Source organism: Arthrobacter sp. EM1, from assembly GCF_029964055.1.
Lineage (GTDB): Bacteria > Actinomycetota > Actinomycetes > Actinomycetales > Micrococcaceae > Arthrobacter.
The window spans coordinates 1,990,883-2,010,159 of sequence record NZ_CP124836.1; the positions used below are offsets into that span (position 1 = coordinate 1,990,883).

The following is a 19,277-nucleotide window of genomic DNA, read 5'->3' on the forward strand; positions in this document are numbered from 1 at the left end:
CACTATCGCTTCCGCTGCGCCGGCAGGCCGGCCCTCAACCGGGCAGGTTTCAGTCTTCTACCCGGACACCGCGCCAGAAGGCAACATGGTCCTTGATCTGCCGGGCGTCCGCCTTTGGCTCGGCGTAATACCAGGCGGAATCATCGTTGCGCTGGCCGCCGACCACAAGGCTGTAATAGCTGGCCTTGCCTTTCCAGGGGCAGACGGTGCTGTAGTTGCTCTCCTGAAGGTAGTCGGAGTTCACCGAGGACAACGGGAAGTAGTGGTTTCCCTCCACCATGACAGTATTTTCGCTCTCCGCGATGACCTTGCCGTTCCAGATTGCCTTTGCCATGATGTTCTCTTCCGTTGGTGGATCGGACGCCTGTTCAGGCGGGCGCGCCCCGCTGCCCGCCATTGGTTCAACGACGGGGGCCGCCCAAAGATTCCACTGGAACGGCCGGGAACCGCGGCGTTAAGTCCCCGCCGATTCACTCGACTGGGTAGACTCGGAAGTGAATTCCCGCGACTATCCGCTGAAGAGGTGCCCCCTGATTCGAGTCATCAGCTACAACCTGCGTAAGCACCATGCCAGCGGCGAGCTGGTTGATCTGGCGCACAATTTTGGCATTGATGCCTTGTGCCTGCAGGAATGCGACACTGACGATCTCCCGGACACGATCGGTGATCTGCACCTTGCCGACTCCACCAAAGGCAACCGGCTGGGCCTGGCGATCTACTACCGCAGGGACCGGTTCCGCGCCTATGAGACGAAGACTTTCGCGCTGAAGAAGTCCCTGCATGACCGGGTCCTGTCCCCCGCCCACGAACGGCTCATCGGTACCCGGGTGGTGGACAACGAAACGGATCACAACCTCGTTATCGCTTCCTTCCACGCGGCTCCTTTGACCGCTTCGAACTCACTGCGGCGGAACCAGATCCATGCGGCCCATGCGGAATTGCTGAGCATGGGCGGTGGCCTCATGTCGCTGATGGTGGGCGACTTCAACTACCCGTTTTTCACGAAGTACCTCACGGAGGAAATGAAGGATGCCGGCTACGACCTGACCCTCAGCGACCGGCGCACCTACACGCGCTACAAGGTGTTCAAGGGACACTTTGATTTCGCCACCTCGCAGGGCCTCAATATCGAAAGCGTGGAAACCCTCCCCCGGGGCGCCTCAGACCACCTCCCCATCCTTATCTCGGCGGAGTACGGCCAGGACGCCACCGGCACCTCCTCGTCCCCAGCTGCGTAGGCAGTTGCACCGTGCGGGGAGCTTGGGTGCCCAAAGCCCCGCCCGGGCTCCTGACGGTGCGCAACTATAAGCGAATCTGGCTGAAATCGGATCTGATGGCCGGCGCGGCCCTCAGTGCCTTCCTCATCCCCACCGGAATGGCGTACGCCCAGGCCGCCGGGCTGCCGGCAGTCACAGGCCTCTACGCCTCGATCATCCCGCTGCTCGTCTACGCCGTCTTCGGACCGTCCAGGGTCTTGATTATCGGACCGGATTCCAGCCTGGCCCCGATGATCGCCGCAGCCCTCCTGCCGCTCGCCGGCGAGGATCCGGACCACGCCGTAGCCCTGGCCGGTCTCCTGGCGCTGATGATCGGCGGGCTGCTCCTGGCGGGCAGGATCCTCAGGCTCGGTTTTGTCACCAACCTGCTGTCCAAACCCATCCGCGTTGGCTACCTTAACGGAATCGCCGTGGCGATTATGCTCAGCCAGTTGCCTAAACTGCTCGGCTTCCCGTCCCCCGGCGGCTCGCTTGTTGGCATCGCAACGGGCACCTTCACGGAAGTGGCACGGGGCGCCGTTCAACCCCTCGCGTTTTTGTTCGGCGCGGGCACCATCGCCGTCATCGTGGTGTGCCGTGTTCTGCCCTGGAAGCTCCCCGGCGTGCTGATCGCCGTCGTGGCGGCCACCTTGCTGACCGCGGCACTGAACCTGGCGCCGGCGCTCCCCACCGTCGGAGCCCTGCCCCGCGGCTTGCCGCTCCCGGCCCTCGGCGGAGTCAGCTTCGCTGACGTGCTGGCCTTGGTCGGCCCGGCGGCAGGCATCGCGCTGATTGCCTTTGCCGATACCTCGGTGCTCTCCAAAAGCCTGGCCGCCCGGAGCGGAGCGCACGTCAGCGGGAACCAGGAAATGGGTGCCCTCGGCATGGCGAATCTGGCCAGCGGCCTCTTCGGCGGATTCCCAATCAGCGGCAGCACCTCGCGGACGCCCATCGCCCTCGAAGCCGGCGCCAAGAGTCCGTTGGGCGGAGTCTTTGCCGCCGTTCTCGTGGCGCTGTTTATGGTCCTGGCGCCCGGCGTCACATCGTACCTGCCCGCACCCGTGCTGGCAGGTGTGGTTGTGGTCGCCGCGGCGTCGATCTTCGACGTCCGAACGCTGCTGCGGTTGCTCAAGATGAGCCGGACCGAGGCCGCACTGCTGGTTGCCACGTTCCTGGGCGTCGCCTTTGTGGGGGTGCTGGAGGGGATTGTTGTCGCCATCGGCCTGTCCCTGATCGCCTTTGTCCTGCGCGCACTGGACCCCTACCGAACCGAACTGGGCAGCGTGCCGGACGTTCCCGGCTACCACGACCTGAGCCGGCATCCCGAGGGCCACCGGGTCCCCGGCCTGGTCATCGTCCGCTTCGATGCGCCGCTGTTCTTCGCCAATGGGGCCGTCTTCACCGATCACATCAGGATGCTCGTCGCCGGCACGACCCACCCCGTGCACTGGGTGATTGTCGCGTCGGAGGCCATCACAGGCCTGGACACCACAGCACTGGATGACCTTGTGGCGCTCGACGACGAGCTCGCGAGGGGCGGGATCAGCCTGGTCTTCGCCGAGATGAAGGGTCCCATCAAGGACCGGCTGATCCGGTTTGGGGCCAGCAGCCGGTTTGGCCCGGAACACTTCTACCCCACCGTCTCCAACGCGGTGCGAAGCTACAAGGCAGCCTTCGGCCTAGAGTAGGGCAGGGCCTCAGTCCTGCAACGTGATCACGTCGATCGTGCCGTCCGGCCTGACCGTCACGAGTACACGGCGTCCGCTCACGCCCTGGAGTTCACCGACCTGCCCGATGGCGTGGGTGCGGGCCCGCCGTCATGGTGCCTTTAGGCCCCACCCCGCCCTGACCTGCTGTTTCGCCGTCGGATTCCCTTGAGGATAAGCCAGCCGGCGACGGCAGCCAAGGCAGCGTAGGCGGCAACGTTGAAAAAGCGGGAGTACTCGTCAATGAGCCGGTACTGCGCCCCGAGCAGTGCCCCCAGCCCGATTAGCAGCGCGTTCCAGATTCCGCTCCCCGCAACCGTGAACGCGCTGAAGGTGCCGAGGTGCATCCGCCCGGCGCCGGCAGGCAACGAGATCAGGCTTCGAACGCCCGGCAGCAGCCTGCCGAAAAAAACCGCGGACTTTCCATGACGGCTGAACCAGTCTGCGGCTTTTTCACAGTCTTCCCGGTCCATCAGCGGGACCCTCGACAACCACCGAATGGACCGCTCCAGCCCCAGCCGCGCCCCCAGCCAATACAGCAGCAAGGAGCCAAGGTAGGCACCCAGGGTACTGGTGCCCAGCACGAGAGCCATGTTTATGCTCCCCTGCCGCGTGAGGAACCCCGCCAGCGGAAGGATGACCTCGCTGGGAATGGGCGGGAAGACCGTCTCCGCCAGGGTAAAGAGTCCCACACCCCATTCACCAAGGGCGTCAACTGCGCGCGCGGCTAGACCGGCCAGGCCACCCACCCCGTCGACGCCATCGACAGCAGGCACTACGCTCGGGAAATGGGAATCGTTCGGAAAATACGTGCTGTCCTCGCTCTCGTGTTGATCGGACTGGCGGGGACCGGTCCGGCGGCACAGGCCGTTACCGCTTCCGACATCGTTGTGGAGGACAAGGCGGGCGTACTTGACCAAAAAACCCTCCTGCCTGCAATCCGGCAGATTGATTTCTACCAGCCCACCAAGGTGGCCGTCTACACCTACAGTGGTGCGGCGTCGGATAACCTCAACGAGGAAGTCCTGCGCTTCGCCCGGTCCGAACATCCGGAATGGATCAGCGAGGACGGGCAAAAATGGGCGAACGGGCTCTATATCTTCGCCCTGGACCCGGTGGGCCGGCATGTTGGCACGTACATGGGCGAGGACCGGAAGGTCTCGCTGGATCAGCGCGAGGACATCCAGAACGCTACCAAGGAGCTCTTTCGCGATGCCCAGTGGACAACCGGCACCATCGCCGGCATCCAGCGCGGCGCCGAACTGATCAACCAGCCCTGGTACCGGTCCACAGCCTTCCTCGTCGCGGCCTGGGGTGCCGCGGCTGCCGCCGTGGCCGGCGCCGCGACCTGGCTGATCGTGCGGTGGCGGACCAGGCTCAGCAGCCGCAAGGAACAGGCTCGCGGCGACGCGAGCTACGCCAGCGTCAGCATGGACCTCCAGGTCACCGAACTGAACGCCGGCACCATCCCGGAAGCGTCCCGCTACGGCAGTACAGTGCTGGAAAAGCACCGGACCTTTATGGCGAAGTACCGCACGGCCACCGGTCTCTCCAACCAGGTCCATTCCTTGTCCGCCAGGGACCTCAGCCGCCGGCCGAACCTGAAACTGATCCGCAGCTACGCCGACGCCGCCGCCGAATTGGATGCCCTCGACGACGTTATCGCCGACACCAATGCCCTGCTCAATCGTGGCTCCGTGTGGGCGCCTGCCTGGGACCGGCAGCTCGCTCCGTTCCGCGCCGACCTCGCGGCAATTGAACAGATGCTCAGCAAGCGCAACGCCGGGGGCAACACGGCGACCGCAGCGGCCCTGCGTTCGTTCCGGGACACAAGCCACCGCGATATCGAAAGGTGGACGGCGGAACTCGCGGACGGAACCATCAGCCCTGAGACGGCCCTGGACCGGCTGCGGGACGCACGCACCCAGCTCTCCGAGCTGCTCAGGGACCACGCGGATACCGTCATCGCCGGCTACGCCAAAAACGAAAAGGAAGCCAACCTGATGCGCAAGGAAATGGAAAGCGCCCAGGCCGGCAGCAAAGCCAAGTACGGGCGTACCTACGAGCCCAGCATCCTTGGCACCGTGTACCCGGCCTACTACTTCTTCTCCGTTCCCACTTTCAACTCCGGTTTCAACACCGGTGTCAGCAGCGTCGGAAGCGCCCGCGGCGGCGGCGGCACCACCGGCTACGGCGCAAGCGGCGGAAGCTTCTCCGGGTCCGGCAGTTCATCCAGCTTCTAACGGTTCGGCCGGAATTGACCCTACCGGAGAGCCGAACTGCGGCGTACGCTCGAACTCCCGGGGTGCCGGGCAGCGAAGGAGTGATGCAATGCACAAAGTCATTCTGATGTTTCAGGTATCCCTGGACGGATTCATCGAGGGGCCGGGGCAGGACCTGAGCTGGCATCGGGTCGATGAAGAACTGCACCAACATTTTAACGAAGAGCTCCGCGGCATGGGAGCGTTTCTAGACGGCCGCGTGACGTACGAGATGATGGCCGAGTACTGGCCCACGGCCGCCCAGGACCCGTCCAGCACGGCCCCGGAGATCGAGTTCGCCGGGATCTGGCGGGACATGCCCAAGGTCGTCTACTCCAGGACCTTGTCGAAGGCCGGCTGGAATACGCAGGTGGTGCGCGAGGTCGTTCCCGGGGACGTGAGGCGGCTCAGGGAACACTCGGATGGCGACCTTGCGCTGGGCGGTGCAGAGCTCGCGGCGGCCTTCAGGCGGCTGGGGCTGATCGATGAGTACCGGATCTATGTGCACCCGGTCCTGCTTGGCCGGGGCAAGCCTTTGTTTCAGGCGGCCGATGACATCACGGCGCTCCGACTGCTGGAGAGCCGTACGTTCGGCAGCGGGGTGGTGTTGCTGCGGTATTCCCCGGAGCCTGCCTCCGGGCAGACCGAAGGCCGGTGATCCGCTGCCCCCAAGGCAACCGATCGACCGGCCTTCAGTACAGTGCCTGCGGTTGTGCTAGCCGGCGCGGACGAACGTTATGGGCCCCGTGGCGGTCAGCCAGGACAGCGGGTGGGCCATGGTGGCGTTGACACCGTTCATGCCGCCGCTGATGGCCTGGCCGTTGCCGGCGTAGATGGCAACGTGGCCGGACTGGACAATGATGTCTCCGGGCTGGGGGTCGCCGACTACCTTCCCGTAGTTCATAAAGCCCATCGGACCAATGTCACCAACCGGGATGCCGGCAGCGTTCAGGGCCTTCTCGACCATCGCGGTGCAGTCCTGCGTGATGCCGACCTGGCCGTACGCCACGGCCAGAAGGGTGGCATTGACCCCGCCGGCAGCCGGGGCAGCAACAGGAGCCGCTGCCGGCGCAGGTGCAGCCTGGACGTTGACAGTAGCCTTCGCGGCGGCAGGGGCGGCAGGGGCGGCAGGGGCGGCAGGGGCGGCCGCACGGGCCGGTGCTGCGGGGGCCGCCGGGGCCGCGACGGGCTGGGGTGCCTCGACCACTGGCGCCGGGGCAGTCTCAACGACGGGGCGTTCGAAGGTGATCTGTACAGCCGAGTCCGCCATAACCGGGGCGGCGACCGCGCCCTTGACATCGACGGAACTCGCGGGTGCGGAGTCGCGCTGGGCTGGCACGTCCGCTGCATTGGCGGCCATCGCGCCGCTGAAAACCATTCCGGAAGCGGCGGCGAAGACTGCGGCCTGACGGCCGATGGTGCGGCGGGTACTGCGAAGATCGTCGCGGTTGGGCGCGTGAGTGTTGCTGAAAGTCATTAGTTGAGCCTCTCCCAATGCCTGCGGGGTGAGCTGTCGGATTCGGATGGGAGGCACCCGGCCGCACGCGGACCCGATCATGTCGGGCCGTGCGGCTTCACCCCAAGACCCCTGGAGAACAGCGGGCCAAAAGTGGTTTCCCCGTCTCTGCCGGACGTTGCTGCGAGTTATCCCCGCGCCGCGGCAGAGTTAGGCAATCGGCTGGGGAGAGCCCGTCTCGGAGACAACAGGCACCTAACAAAGATAACGGAATGATCACAACATGTCACGTTGCGGTAACGGCGGACCGGGCTGCGGGGGCCCGCCGGCCCTTCCCGCACGCGGTCACAGGCATAGGATGTTGCCAACACCGTCCCCCGAAGCAGAGGCCCGAAAATGACCACTCCCCACGCCGCCCGGCCCGCTGTGGCAATCTGCCAGCTCAGTAACCAGCCGTTGGCGGACTTCAGTGTCAACACCGAACTGCTGGTCCTGGAAAACGGGGAAGTCCACGTTTCGACGTGGGACGCCGAGCCACGCGACGGCGGCTTCGATGTCCGCGTCCTGAATGACCGTGTGGATACCCTCGGCTTTATGGTGATCACGGATTGGGAGTTCTTCGACGAAAAGGCCTACGCCGTTGTGGAGCGCCGACCGGGCCACTCAGGGTAGCTTGCCGGCCGGGACGTCCGGGTCAGAACTCCAGCTCCGGCCGGTGCCGTTCCATCTCGGCGAGCATCAGGGCCACCGCGACGTCGGTGACCGCACTCTCGCCGTCCTGACCCGACTCCGCTCGGGGTGGCCGCGCCAGCGCCGATCGGGCGTGACGCACGAACCGGGGCCAGTCCCCTGCGCCGGTGCGGAGTGCGCGCAGCGGTGACAGCAGGGCCGCGCGGCGCAGCCAGCCGTCGGGATCCCGAATCCAACGGTCCAGGACACTGTCGGCGCGTACCCTGCCGACGACGTCGAGCCCGGCGATCAGGGGACCAACGACGTCGATGGCCAGCGGATCAACCAAGGCGCCCAGCCGGGCACTCCGCACAAATCCCTCGATCCGGGTCAGGTCCGTATTGGTCAGCACGCCCACTTTTGACTGCAGCAGCACAACGGCGGCGAGGCGGCGTTCAAAGACCGGCACGTCCCACAGCTCGGAGCCCAGGGCGGTGATGTCATCATGGGTCAGTCCTGGATGGCGGCGGAGGGTGTCACGGACGGTTCCGCGGACGGCTCCGACCGATGCACCGTAGTACCGGTGATTGCTGCCGTGCCTGGCCTCAGCGTCCTCGGCTCGGCTCCACGAGGACTCGCGCTGGAGGGCCGCGTCAATAGCATCACCCGCATAGCTCATGGGGATATTCTCCCGCAGACCCTGGGCTGTTGATGATCCGGACCGCCAGGGCGAGCCAACGGGCCCCGCTGCTCAGGACTCCTTGGGCCGGACAACGAGCACAGGGCAGGGCGCGTGATTGATGATCTGTGTTGCCACCGATCCCAGGTGCAGCCCGGGGAATCCGCCGTGACCACGGGCCCCCACGATAACGAGGTCGGCAGCCTTGGCGGCGTCGAGCAATGCAGACGCCGCCGAATCGCCGTGAACGACTTCTCCACTGGCTGCCACGCCCTGGCTTTCAGCAGTCTCCAGGGCAGCAGCCTGCAACGTCTCGGCTGCGCGTCGGGGGGAGTCCTCTGCCACAACTTCGCCGGCGGCCGTTTCCAAAAGTGCCGGGTACCAGGCGAGCGGGGGCTTGCTCCAGGCGGTGATGAGGCGAATCCGGCCATTGCGGCGCTTTGCCTCATCCACGGCCCAGTTCAGTGCACTGTCCGAGTTCTCTGAGCCGTCAAAACCAACCACAATGACAAACGGGCCTGTACTGGTCATGTCTTTTCCATTCTCTAGATTCAGTGGGCGAGGTGGGCGAGTCGGTCGTGGCGGGAGCGAAAGCCGGTGCCAGTGGCCTAGACCTCGACGGCGGGTTTCGGCCCCTTCGCAAAGGCTGCCTGGCCCACGTGCTGGAGGCAATCGGCAAGGGTGCTGACCAGCCGCGCCCCAAGGGTGACGGGCGGGTCCCAGCGGGTATCGACAATGCGGTCGAAGTCCTTGTCGCCGAGGGATTCCAGGAACTGCACGGTCTGCTTGTGAACCGCTTCATAGTATTCCGCCAGGAGCTCCGGGGAGGCTTTCACCGCGTCGACCTGGTCCGAAGTATGGCGGTATCCGGTGTCTTTGGCAGCCAAGGGCAGATCAAAACGATCCGCAAACCCCTCCGCAATCCAGACCTGTTCCAGTCCTGCCGCAGCGGCGAGTTGCGCGTCCTCCACCCGGCTGAGATGCCAGATCAGCCAAGCCATCGAGTTTCCGGTGCCCGCTGGCCGACGGAGGAGGGCCGTACCGTCACACCCGTCAAGGGTGTCTGCCACGGTTTCACGGAGCCGGCCGAAGGCGTCCAGCAGCAGTTCGTTGGGTTTCATCGAGTCCCCTCATCGAGTAGCGTCGCTCCGCCCCATGCTTGCACGGAGAACACTCCCCCGGATAGGGCCGAATCGATCCTAAGTCCGGCCTGATCTTCGATCCTGCGTCCCGCCTTCAGCACACGCCTTCAGCACACCGCCTTCAGCACACGCCGTCAGCACACCTCCGCCGTGCGAACGTATTCAGGAGAGCAGCGCCTGCACCGTCACGTAGCTTGCGACCAGCAGAACCAGGACGCCGAAACTTCGCTTCAGGACTTTGTCCGGGATCCTGGTCCCGAGCCTGCCGGCAAGGAGGGACGTGACCATGGCCGCGCCGGCGAAGGCGGACGTCACGGCCCAGTCGATCTGCAGGTCCCCGAGGTGTGCAGCAAAGCCGGCCACCGAGTTGATCACGATGATCACCAGTGAGGTGCCAACGGTCACAGCCATCGGCAGGCCCAGGACAAGGGTCAGGGCGGGGACGATCAGGAAGCCGCCCCCCACTCCGAGGAGACCGGTCAGGAACCCCACGACGGCACCGGTGGCGATTGCCTTGGGCAGGCAGCTGCGCCAGTTGACGCCTCCGCCGGGCAAGGCGCAGGAACCGCCGGACGCCTTGGACGGAAGCATCATCCGGATCCCGGCGAGGACCATAATGGCGGCGAAGGCGAGCAGCAAAACCTTCGGGTCGAGGAGCCGGTTAACGAAAGCACCAAGATACGCGGTAGCCGTGCCGGCTGCGCCGATGATAAGAGCCAGCCGCCAGTTCACACCGCCCCGCAGCCGGGGCAACACCGCGACGGCGGAGGATGCTCCGACCACAACCAGCGACGTCGGGATTGCCGCACTCAGCGGCAGCCCCACCCCGTAGACGAGGGCGGGGACGGCCAGGATGGACCCGCCGCCGCCAACCAAGCCCAGCAGGCCGCCGACGATCAGTCCGAACGCCGCCGCGGTGATGATCACGCCTTGATGCCCAGGTTCTGCAGCGCCTGGTGTGCGGTGGGCTCATTGACCGAACGGTTCCAGGGCATCTTGGAAAGCATCTGGCCCATGGCGCAGCTGTTGGTCGCAGCCGAGAACGTCAGCCCGGCGCCAATGCCGCCGGCGAGCAGGCCCAGTTTCGGCGAGAGGAACCTGCTGCCCACCACACTGGCCAAGACCAGGGATCCGGCTGTCATCCGGACCTGGCGTTCCATGGCCCAGGTGCTTTTGCCCTTGACTACGTTGCCGCCGGCGGCAGCGAAGGCAGGAACCCCGCCGGCCAGCACGCTGGCGCTGCCCAGGCCAACGGCGTCGAGGTACTTTCGGGCCTGTTCGGCCCGGCTTCCGGACTGGCACACCAGGACCACGCGGGTGCCCATCTTGGTGGCAAACTCTTCAGTATGTTCACTGAGCATGGGCAGCGGAACATGGTAAGAGCCCTTGATATGCAAGGAATCAAACTCGGCGCCGCTGCGAACATCGATCACCATCAGGTCATCGTGGTTGTCCTCCCAGTCCTTCAGGGTGGACGCGTCAATGGTCTGCGGCGCGGGGCGGGCTGAGGCGGTGTTGGGTGCGATAGTCATAATCTCTTTCGGTCTGGCTTGGGCGGTTCCGGCGGTTGGGCGCGGAAGCGGAGGGTGGCCTGGCAGCTCAAAACTGGGAACGATGCCCCGGCACACCCGTAAGGGGTCAGCCTGTGGGGAGTCCGGCCGCGGTCCAGTCCAGCATCCCGCCGGTCATTGTGAAGGAAGTAAAGCCGGCCGCTGCCAACTGCTCGGCGGCGGCTTCGCTACGCCGGCCACTGCGGCAGACGGCAACCACACGGCGGGATTTGTCCAACTCCCCCAGCCGGGCCGGCAATTCACCCAGTGGGATGTGCTTGGCTCCGGCGATCATGCCGGATGCAACTTCATCGGCCTCGCGAACATCCACAATCTGGATGTCGCTGTCCTTCTGGAGGTGGTCGCTAAGCTGCTGGGAGGTCATGTCCATGGGGTTGCACCTTTCGGGATGCTGGTACGGCTACGTGGCGAATCCGGCCCTATACAACATACCCCTCGGGGTATGTGGTTTCAAATTTCAGGCCCGGGTCCGGGCCGATCCCCTCGGCATCGACGTCCCGGGAGGCGCCGGCACCTCAGGCCAGGCGCAGGAACAATCCTCGTATTTCCTCAAGTGTGAGTTGCTGGCCCGCCGCGCCGTCGGGAGTTGTTGCCTCAGGTTCAGGCGGCGCCCCGGCGAGGCACTCGCCCATCGCTGCCGAAATGAGCTCGAAACCCGCCTTGTCCAAGGCGCCGCGGACAGCCGAGAGCTGGGTGACTACACTCCCGCAATCGGGCCCGGACTCGACGGCGGCAATCAGGGCTGCGAGCTGCCCGTGGGCCCTTTTGAGCCGGTTGACAGTCCGGCGCCGGCCGGCATTATTGCCCGGGGTTGGCGCCGGAACGCTGGCTACCGAGGACATGCTCAATCACTTCCGCGGCGATATAACACAGGGCCATATGAAACGGGGTGACCATTGCGGTACCACTCAGTAATGCCGCCCAGGACGTTTACCGCGTCGTAGCCCTGCTCCACCAGGTGCGCTGTGGCCCGCGCACTGCGCCCGCCGGAGGCGCACATAACGTAGACCGCACGCCCGATCGGAATGTCGCCCAGGGAGTGGCTCAGCCGCGACAGCGGCAGGTTCCTGGTGCCCGGAACATTGGCCTCGTTATACTCCTCAGCCTCCCGGACATCGATAATGGGGACCTCGGGTGCGAGCGCTGCCAGATCATCAACAGAAATGCCTTTCATACCGCTTTCCTTCCGGCCTCCCGGGGCTCCGGGCACGGGCCTAATTCTTCCATTGTGATACCCCCGGGGGTATATAGGCAAGCGCCGCCTCCCGAGCGGACAATGTCCGGAACCCAACAAAGGAGCGGTTGCGGTTATACCCCCGGGGGTATACAGTTGAGGCATGGCAACCCTCGACATCTCCGAAAAGACCTTCAACGACACCATTTCCGGCAATGACATTGTGCTGGTGGACTTCTGGGCATCATGGTGCGGCCCGTGCCGGATGTTTGCACCCACCTTCAGCAAGGCTTCGGAGGTGCACGCCGACGTCGTGTTCGCCAAAGTCGACACCGAAGCCGAACAAGGCCTCTCCGCGGCCGCCAACATCACCTCCATCCCCACCCTGATGGTGTTCCGCGAGGGCATCCTGGTCTTCTCCCAGCCCGGCGCCATGAACGCCGCCGGCCTTGAGGAGCTCATCACCGCCGTGAAGGGGCTCGACATGGAGGACGTCCGCAGCAAGATGTCCACCGCAGCCGCGTCCTGACCACTCACTAGCGCCCTCAAGACAGGGCTCCCAGCCGAATCAGCTTCACCACCACAACCAAGGAGAAAACCAATGTGTAGTCCCGTCCGTTGCAACAGCTGTGGCAAGATCACCTGGGCCGGTTGCGGCGAGCATGTCGATTCCGTTATGGCCGACGTCGCCGCAGAACAGCGCTGCACCTGCAAGTAATCCGACGGCGGGCCGGGAAGCTTCTTCACCAACTGGTGGAAGGCTTTCCGGCCCGTCTTCGCAGCGCTCCGGGGACCGCCCTGGGCTAGCATAAGCAGACGGCGTAGCTTCGCTCCACTTCGCACCCGACGCCCTCTTGACCGCCTGCCCGAGGGGATCCACCGCCATGTCAGACACCGCCGCAACCCGCTCCGCTGAAGGTTCCGGCGGCTCCCCGGGCGGCTCCGGCAAACCTGTCCGGTGGGGAATCCTGGGCACCGGATTCATCGCGGGGCTGCAGACCTCGGATCTGGTCGGGCACGGTTTCAGCGTGCAGGCGGTGGGATCCCGCGAGCCGGCGAGAGCCAGGGAGTTTGCCGCTGGATTTCAGCTGCAGTCTTCCCATGGCAGCTATGCAGCCCTGGTAAACGACCCCGACGTCGATGTTGTGTACATTGCTTCGCCGCACCCCTTTCACTACGAGCACGCGTTGCTGGCCCTCAACGCCGGAAAGCACGTGCTGGTCGAAAAGCCGTTTGCCATGAATGCGTGGCAGGCCCGGGCCGTGGTGGACCTGGCCGAGTCGAGCGGACTGGTTGCCCTTGAGGCCATGTGGACGCGCTATCTGCCGCACATGGTCCGTATTCGTGAGTTGATCCGTTCAGGGGCCCTCGGCGACGTCCGGACGCTGATTGCGGACCACAACCAGAACCTGCCCAAGAACCCGGAGCACCGGCTCAACGATCCCGCCCTCGGCGGTGGCGCCCTCCTTGACCTGGGTATTTACCCGGTGTCCTTCGCCTTCGATGTGTTCGGGAACCCCACCAGGATCCAGGGAGCCGCCAGCATGACAGCTACCGGCGTCGACCGCCAGAGCTCGATGATCTTCGACTATCCGGATGGACAGCAGGCCGTCCTGCAGTGCGCGCTGGACACCGCGGGGCCCAACCGGGCCGCCGTCATCGGCACCGAAGGCCGCATCGAAATCGATCCGGTCTGGTACACCCCCACCGGCTTCACCCGGTACGACGACGGCGGCACCGTCGTCGAGCGGTTCGACGAACCGGTCACCGGCCGCGGCATGCAGTACCAGGCGTGGGAAATCGAGCGGCTCATTGCCGCCGGCGCAACGGCAAACGATATCCTTTCGCCCCGCGAGAGTGTGCAGGTCATGCTGGCCCTGGACGCGGTCCGGAGCCAGATCGGGCTTTCTTACGCCAGCGACGAGCGGTAGCGGCCGCCAGTGCCACCGGCTAAGGACGCGAAGCCCGTGCCGTGGCATGCGTTGGACTCGGCAGCCGTCTTTGCCAGGCTGACGTCCGGGCCCTCCGGACTCACCGCAGCGGAGGCGTCCCGTCGACTGGGCGATGCCGGGTCCAACGAACTGACCGTCGCAGCAGCCACGCCCTGGTGGCGGGTGCTGGTGCGGCAGTTCGTCAGCCCGTTGATTGGGATCCTGTTGACCGCCGCCGTGGTCACCCTCATTCAGCAGCACTGGGTGGATTCCGGCGCGATTTTCCTCATCCTGTGTATCAATGCCGCCCTCGGGTATGTCCAGGAGCGCAAGGCTGAGGCTGACGTCCGGGCGTTGCAATCGCTCTCCACGCCCTCATGCAGGGCCTTGCGGGACGGCACCGAACAGGTGGTTGCCGGGCCTGAGATTGTGCCCGGCGATGTGGTGCTGCTCGAAAGCGGTGAACGTGTCCCGGCCGATCTCCGGCTCTTCGAAACCACCGGCCTGCAGCTGGACGAGTCTATGCTCACCGGCGAGCCCTTCGCCGCCACCAAACGCACCGAACAGCTGCCGGCCGATGTTTCCGACGCGGATCGGGCAAATATTGCCTACAGCGGCACGTTCGTGGGCAGTGGGAGGGGCAAGGGAATTGTTGTTGCGACCGGGGCCGGAACTGCGCTGGGTGAAATCAATGCCCTCGTCCAGGGCCCACCGGGCAAATCACCGCTGCAGCTGCTCACCCGGAACCTGGAACGACGAATTGGCCTGATCATCCTTGCGGCACTTGTCTTCATCTTCATCGCCGGGCTGGTGCTGGGAAACGACGTCTCCACCATGTTCCGGATATCCGTGGGACTGGCGGTAGCCACCATCCCGGAGTCCCTTCCCATCGTGCTCACCGTGGCCCTCAGCCTCGGCGTGTCAAGGATGGCGAAGCGCAATGCCATCATCCGCACCCTGCCCGCCGTCGAGACCCTGGGCTCCACCACAGTCATCGGATCAGACAAAACAGGGACCCTGACCGAGAACCGGTTGACGGTGGAAAGGCTTTGGACCACTGCGGGCCCCCTGGAGATTTCGGCCGGAGACCACGACGGCGGCGCGGACACGGCCCTTGTCCGGGCTGTTCTGCGTGCCGGTGCCTTGACCAACGAGGCAACGCTCTCCTCCGAGGACGAGGACTTGGAGTACTCCGGCGACGCCGTTGATGCTGCCATGGCGAAAACCGCCGTGGCCCGGGGCGCCATCAGTGAACAGGACCGTACCGCCCAGGCCCTGCGCCACCAGCCCTATGAACCGCATCTGCGGTACTCGCAGACAATCCACGCCGACGCCCAAGGCGGGCGGACGCTGTACGTCAAAGGGTCCCCGGAAGCGGTCATGGACGCAGCCGGCACAATGGCCGGCCGGGCCGGCGAGGACCCGCTGGACAAGGCATTGATCCATGCGGCCAATGCGGAGATGGGCCGGGATGGCCTGCGCGTTATCGCCACCGGGTCCCGCAGCCTGGCCGCCGGCGAGGAAATCCCTGCCGTATTGCCGCCCCCGTCCGGGCTTATGTTCCTTGGCATGGAAGGAATGACCGACCCGCCCCGGGCCGGAGTGGCTGACGCGATCGCACGGTGCCGGCTGGCCGGAATCAAAGTCATGATGATCACCGGCGACCACCCGGTCACCGCGACGGCCATCGCCGGGCGGCTCGGGCTCTCGACGGACAAACCTGCCCTGACCGGTTCCGAAATAGCGGAGCTGGACGATCACATGCTCGCCGCCCGCCTGCAACAGACTTCCGTCGCGGCCCGGGTCTCCCCGGTGGAGAAACTCAGGATCGTCCACGCCCTCCAGAACGCCGGCAACGTGGTGGCCGTCACCGGCGACGGCGTCAATGACGCCCCGGCGCTCCGGGCCGCAACGATTGGCGTCGCGATGGGCCAATCCGGCACGGACGTGGCCCGGGAAGCAGCCGACGTCGTTTTGACCGATGACAACTTCGTCACCATTGTGCACGCGGTAGAAGAAGGCCGGGTCACTTTCGCCGCCATCCGCAAAACCACGTATTTCCTGCTCTCCACCGGGGCCGCAGCGTTGGTAGCTGTGACGTTGAGCGTCTTCGCCGGCACTCCCCTGCTGTTCCTTCCCGTGCAGATGCTGTGGATGAACGTGGTGACCAACGGGGTCCAGGACATTGCCCTGGCGTTCGAACCGGCGGAAGGTGATGAACTCAGCCGCCCTCCGCGGCCCCCCTCCGACGGAATCCTTTCACGCACCCTCTGGTTCCGGGCCGGAATCACCGGTGCCTGGATGGCGCTGGCAGTGCTTTTGAGCTTCATCGTGGAGCTGCATGCGGGTTACCCCGAAATCCATGCCAGGACCCTGGCGCTGACAGTGTTCGTGATGCTCAGTTTCTTCCAGGTCTTCAGTTCCCGGGCCGAGAACAAGTCGCTTTTCCAGCTCAGGCTGCTGGCCAACAAGCCGCTCCTTTTTACTTCCGTGGCCGCACTCGGCCTGCACTGGGCCGTCATGAGCTGGCCGCTCACCGCCGGACTGCTCGAGCTCACTGCGTTGAGCGCCGGGGAATGGCTCCTTTGCGCGGCCATCGGATCGACAGTGCTGATCATTGTCGAAGCAGAAAAGGCGGTCCGGCGCTGGGCCCACCGCCACGATGCCCCGGCCACGTAACGTCCGCCGGGTATCCTGCGGCACGATGCCGGCCGTCATCAGCGCAACGGGTCTCCGCCGGACACGGCCGTCCTGACGTGCTCATACTTGTCCACCAGCATGCGTTTTTCCGCGCTTGTATAGCTGTGCAACTCCATACTTTCGCGCACCTCGCCCAGCCCGCTGTGCAGTGCCTCCAGCGCAGCCCCTCGCCGGTCACACCAGGCGACCTCTTCGAACAGTGCCAGGAGCCTGCTTCCAACCGCAGCGTCCTGAAGGCCGTAGTGGCGGATTTGCGATACGGCAATGGACAAAAATTCGTAAAACCGGGGCCGGGCCAGGATGACCCGGACCGTGCCGTCAGAGTCTCTAATCCGCTCGTCACTAAGGTCGCGCCCCACCAGTTCGCACAACAGGCTGGACAAGTGTCCGATGACGTGGACCGCCGTCGTCGGATCGTTGGTCCCGGGAGACAATGCCCGGGCCGCGACATCGGCCAGCTGGCGGAAACCAAAGGCGGGATCCTGGTCGTCGGTGCGTTCAAAGCCGATCGTCACCTCGGCACCGATCTTCGCCGTGAGCTCCTCCAACTCCGCGGACGAAAACGCCCTACCGGCCGAAGCCCAGACCGTGGCGAACGGAACGCCGGCAATAAGGGAAGCCCCGGGCCGCTGATCGAGCCGGATGACTGCCCCGGACTTCCGGGCGGCCGCAGCCAGGCCTGCAGCGTCGACGGCGGACAGAAAACCCGAGGACGAGGACATAATCCGTTGACCCCGCGGGTTTTCCGCTACGCCAACGGCGGTGGCCGCGCCGACGCTGGGCGGTGCGTCCGTGGCTCCCGGTGCCTGGTACTGCGGAATGACGCGCCGAATGGTGGCCGAGGTTGCCGTGTGGACATTGCGCATCATCGACTCGACGCGGATCTCACGGGTCAGATGCGCGAGGAACAGCACTAGACCCACAACGCTCGCGATGGCCAGCAGAAAAGCCACCGTGACGGCGATATCCGGGACGAATTCGCTCCCGGTGGAGGTGCTGCTGCGGACAGTCCGCAGCACCGTCAGCGAATACGAGAACGTTCCCAGGAACAACGCCAGGGTCCCGTGCACAAAACTGTCACTGGTGAACGTGCGCAGCAGCCGGGGCGAAAACTGGCTGCTGGCCAACTGCAGCGTCACGACCGTGAGGGAAAAGGTCAAGGAGGTGACCGTGATGAGGGAGCCCGAAATCGACTGCAGGACTGCCCGGGCGGCTTCCGGCCCGCCGCTGAAGAGGTACCTCTGCAGCACTTCGGGCAGCTGCTGATCCACCAGGTCATCGAGTATCGGCAGTCCGACGCCCAGCGTGACGGCCAGCGCTACCGCCACGACCGGTAGGGGCCAGAGCCGGGAACGAAAGGCTGCGCGGATCGTGTAGATCCGCGCTCGAACGCTTGAAACGGCAGCTCTGCGGGGCTGTTTCTCCGTGGTGTCCCTCATGATGCGAGTCTAATGGCCGTCCGCGCGCCTAGGATGAAAGCCCAAGGACAGCACAATATGCGATCAAGCCGAGCTGTGGCTGTCGCCGGAGGGAATGCCGTGGTTGCGACGCTGACGCTGGTTTTTGCGGTTCTCCTGCTCCTGGCGGTTCTCATCTCGGAACGGGCCAGCCGGACGATTCTTTCCACGGCGGTGTTGTTTCTTTTGGGCGGGTTCGCTTTGGGCGAGGGCATGCTCGGGGTCCTTCCGGTAGCGCCCGGGGATCCGGTCGTCGGGGTCCTTGCCCAGCTTGCCCTGTTTTCTGTGTTGTTTACCGACGGCATGAAGGTGGGGCTCTCGGACCTGCGGTCTGCGTGGCGTCTGCCGGGCCGGGCGCTGCTTCTGGGGCTTCCACTGACGCTCCTCATTACGGCCCTGCTGGCCCATTTTGTGGCCGGGATCCCCTGGCTGGAAAGTTTCCTGCTGGGCGCGGTGCTGGCACCGACCGATCCGGTGTTTGCGGCCGCCATTGTGGGCCGCGCCGAAGTCCCTGGCCGCTTGCGCCACCTGCTCAATGTCGAGTCGGGCCTCAATGACGGCCTGGCCCTGCCGATCGTTCTGGTGCTCGTTGCGCTCGGCGGCGGCGGGGACCTTGAGCTGGGACTCCTGGCCGAGGAGATCGTCCTGGGACTGGTGGTCGGCGTCCTGGTGCCCCTGATTGTCATCCGGCTGGAACGGCTGCCCTTCCTCAAGGCGACAAAGGGTCTTCAGCCGCTGGTAGCGGTATCGATCGGACTGCTCGTACTCGCCATCTGCCTGGTGTCCGGGGCCAACCTCTTCCTGGCCGCCTTCTCCGCCGGTATCACCGTGGCAACCGCAGGACCTGGCTTCCGTGCAGAATTTGAGCAGTTCGGCGAGCTCGTCTCAGAGCTGCTGAAACTCGCCGCCATCCTGGTCTTCGGTGCGCTGATCACCCCAACATTCCTGTTCGGCGAAATTGCCTGGACCGGGTGGATCTTCGCGGTCCTGGCAATTGTCGTGGCGCGTCCTCTTGCCCTGCTGGTCTCGTTCCTGGGCACCGGGCTGCCGGCCAAGGAACAGCTCTCGGCAATGTGGTTTGGCCCGAAGGGCTTCGCCTCGGTGGTGTACGGGTTGCTGGTCCTCGAAGCCGGCGGGGAATACGCCGATGAGGTATTCCATCTGGTGGCGCTCGTCATTGTCCTGTCCATCCTGGCGCATTCCTCGACCGACGTCCTGGTCGCCAAGCAATTCGAACGGGTCACGCCGAACGCTCCCCCCACGCCAGGGTAGGTT

21 protein-coding genes and 1 riboswitch are annotated in these 19,277 nt (G+C 65.2%); of the genes, 9 read left to right on the plus strand and 12 right to left on the minus strand.

Translation table 11 applies throughout. The features are described 5' to 3' along the window. Positions 1-49 precede the first annotated feature (49 nt). Positions 50-334, minus strand: a complete 285-nt coding sequence (locus tag QI450_RS09105) for a DUF427 domain-containing protein (protein ID WP_226775069.1) — start codon at positions 332-334, stop codon at positions 50-52. 199 nt (positions 335-533) lie between these two features. Here QI450_RS09105 and QI450_RS09110 point away from each other — a divergent pair, with 199 nt between their 5' ends. Next, the gene (locus QI450_RS09110; RefSeq protein WP_226775183.1) at positions 534-1,238 is read left to right on the plus strand and encodes an endonuclease/exonuclease/phosphatase family protein; all 705 of its coding nucleotides are present in this window, start codon (positions 534-536) and stop codon (positions 1,236-1,238) included. Positions 1,239-1,264: 26 nt separating this feature from the next. Beyond that, the gene (locus QI450_RS09115) at positions 1,265-2,944 is read left to right on the plus strand and encodes a SulP family inorganic anion transporter (protein WP_226775068.1); all 1,680 of its coding nucleotides are present in this window, start codon (positions 1,265-1,267) and stop codon (positions 2,942-2,944) included. A gap of 140 nt (positions 2,945-3,084) precedes the next feature. On the opposite strand, the gene QI450_RS09120 is transcribed toward QI450_RS09115, so the two are convergent. Further along, the gene (locus QI450_RS09120) at positions 3,085-3,738 is read right to left on the minus strand and encodes a DedA family protein (RefSeq protein WP_226775067.1); all 654 of its coding nucleotides are present in this window, start codon (positions 3,736-3,738) and stop codon (positions 3,085-3,087) included. A 12-nt stretch (positions 3,739-3,750) separates the two neighbouring features. On the opposite strand from QI450_RS09120, the gene QI450_RS09125 reads away from it, so the two are divergent. Together QI450_RS09125 and QI450_RS09130 are read left to right on the plus strand one after the other, a co-directional pair. Then, positions 3,751-5,205 carry a DUF5129 domain-containing protein gene (locus tag QI450_RS09125; RefSeq protein WP_226775066.1) on the plus strand — a complete coding sequence of 485 codons (1,455 nt, stop codon included), beginning with the start codon at positions 3,751-3,753 and terminating at the stop codon, positions 5,203-5,205. A gap of 88 nt (positions 5,206-5,293) precedes the next feature. Then, the gene (locus tag QI450_RS09130) at positions 5,294-5,881 is read left to right on the plus strand and encodes a dihydrofolate reductase family protein (RefSeq protein WP_226775065.1); all 588 of its coding nucleotides are present in this window, start codon (positions 5,294-5,296) and stop codon (positions 5,879-5,881) included. Between the two features lie 57 nt (positions 5,882-5,938). Here QI450_RS09130 and QI450_RS09135 read toward each other — a convergent pair whose 3' ends face one another. Beyond that, positions 5,939-6,700 carry a hypothetical protein gene (locus QI450_RS09135; protein ID WP_282467991.1) on the minus strand — a complete coding sequence of 254 codons (762 nt, stop codon included), beginning with the start codon at positions 6,698-6,700 and terminating at the stop codon, positions 5,939-5,941. A gap of 4 nt (positions 6,701-6,704) precedes the next feature. Further along, a riboswitch (cyclic di-AMP (ydaO/yuaA leader) is annotated at positions 6,705-6,903 on the minus strand. A 172-nt stretch (positions 6,904-7,075) separates the two neighbouring features. Here QI450_RS09135 and QI450_RS09140 point away from each other — a divergent pair. Further along, the gene (locus QI450_RS09140) at positions 7,076-7,351 is read left to right on the plus strand and encodes a hypothetical protein (RefSeq protein ID WP_226774507.1); all 276 of its coding nucleotides are present in this window, start codon (positions 7,076-7,078) and stop codon (positions 7,349-7,351) included. 22 nt (positions 7,352-7,373) lie between these two features. Here QI450_RS09140 and QI450_RS09145 read toward each other — a convergent pair whose 3' ends face one another. The 8 genes from QI450_RS09145 to QI450_RS09180 form a co-directional block, all read right to left on the minus strand. After that, on the minus strand, positions 7,374-8,027 hold the full coding sequence (locus QI450_RS09145; protein ID WP_226774508.1) for a DNA alkylation repair protein: 654 nt from the start codon (positions 8,025-8,027) through the stop codon (positions 7,374-7,376). Between the two features lie 72 nt (positions 8,028-8,099). Next, positions 8,100-8,558, minus strand: a complete 459-nt coding sequence (locus QI450_RS09150; protein ID WP_226774509.1) for a universal stress protein — start codon at positions 8,556-8,558, stop codon at positions 8,100-8,102. 77 nt (positions 8,559-8,635) lie between these two features. Continuing rightward, positions 8,636-9,148: a DinB family protein gene (locus tag QI450_RS09155; protein WP_226774510.1), complete on the minus strand. Its 513-nt coding sequence runs from the start codon at positions 9,146-9,148 to the stop codon at positions 8,636-8,638. 183 nt (positions 9,149-9,331) lie between these two features. Continuing rightward, complete coding sequence (locus QI450_RS09160; RefSeq protein WP_226774511.1) at positions 9,332-10,096, minus strand: sulfite exporter TauE/SafE family protein; 765 nt, start codon at positions 10,094-10,096, stop codon at positions 9,332-9,334. Beyond that, positions 10,093-10,701, minus strand: coding sequence for a rhodanese-like domain-containing protein (locus QI450_RS09165; protein ID WP_226774512.1), 609 nt, complete (start codon positions 10,699-10,701; stop codon positions 10,093-10,095). The genes QI450_RS09160 and QI450_RS09165 overlap by 4 nt, the downstream gene beginning before the upstream one ends. 106 nt (positions 10,702-10,807) lie before the next feature. Beyond that, on the minus strand, positions 10,808-11,110 hold the full coding sequence (locus tag QI450_RS09170; RefSeq protein WP_226774513.1) for a rhodanese-like domain-containing protein: 303 nt from the start codon (positions 11,108-11,110) through the stop codon (positions 10,808-10,810). Positions 11,111-11,255: 145 nt separating this feature from the next. Further along, positions 11,256-11,582: a metal-sensitive transcriptional regulator gene (locus QI450_RS09175; protein ID WP_226774514.1), complete on the minus strand. Its 327-nt coding sequence runs from the start codon at positions 11,580-11,582 to the stop codon at positions 11,256-11,258. Positions 11,583-11,584: 2 nt separating this feature from the next. Then, positions 11,585-11,914, minus strand: a complete 330-nt coding sequence (locus QI450_RS09180) for a rhodanese-like domain-containing protein (RefSeq protein WP_226774515.1) — start codon at positions 11,912-11,914, stop codon at positions 11,585-11,587. A 163-nt stretch (positions 11,915-12,077) separates the two neighbouring features. Between QI450_RS09180 and trxA the strand changes: the two genes are divergently transcribed. The 3 genes from trxA (at position 12,078) to QI450_RS09195 (ending at position 16,524) form a co-directional block, all read left to right on the plus strand. Beyond that, the gene (trxA, locus tag QI450_RS09185) at positions 12,078-12,443 is read left to right on the plus strand and encodes a thioredoxin (protein WP_226774516.1); all 366 of its coding nucleotides are present in this window, start codon (positions 12,078-12,080) and stop codon (positions 12,441-12,443) included. Between the two features lie 355 nt (positions 12,444-12,798). After that, positions 12,799-13,845: a Gfo/Idh/MocA family oxidoreductase gene (locus QI450_RS09190; protein WP_226774517.1), complete on the plus strand. Its 1,047-nt coding sequence runs from the start codon at positions 12,799-12,801 to the stop codon at positions 13,843-13,845. A 9-nt stretch (positions 13,846-13,854) separates the two neighbouring features. Next, complete coding sequence (locus QI450_RS09195) at positions 13,855-16,524, plus strand: HAD-IC family P-type ATPase (protein WP_282467992.1); 2,670 nt, start codon at positions 13,855-13,857, stop codon at positions 16,522-16,524. Between the two features lie 38 nt (positions 16,525-16,562). Here the strand turns inward: QI450_RS09195 and QI450_RS09200 are convergent, their stop codons facing one another. Continuing rightward, on the minus strand, positions 16,563-17,984 hold the full coding sequence (locus QI450_RS09200) for a DUF2254 domain-containing protein (protein ID WP_226774519.1): 1,422 nt from the start codon (positions 17,982-17,984) through the stop codon (positions 16,563-16,565). 57 nt (positions 17,985-18,041) lie between these two features. Here QI450_RS09200 and QI450_RS09205 point away from each other — a divergent pair, with 57 nt between their 5' ends. Beyond that, entirely contained in the window at positions 18,042-19,274 is a 1,233-nt protein-coding gene (locus QI450_RS09205; protein WP_226774520.1) for a cation:proton antiporter, read from the plus strand. The last annotated feature ends 3 nt before the right edge of the window (positions 19,275-19,277 follow it).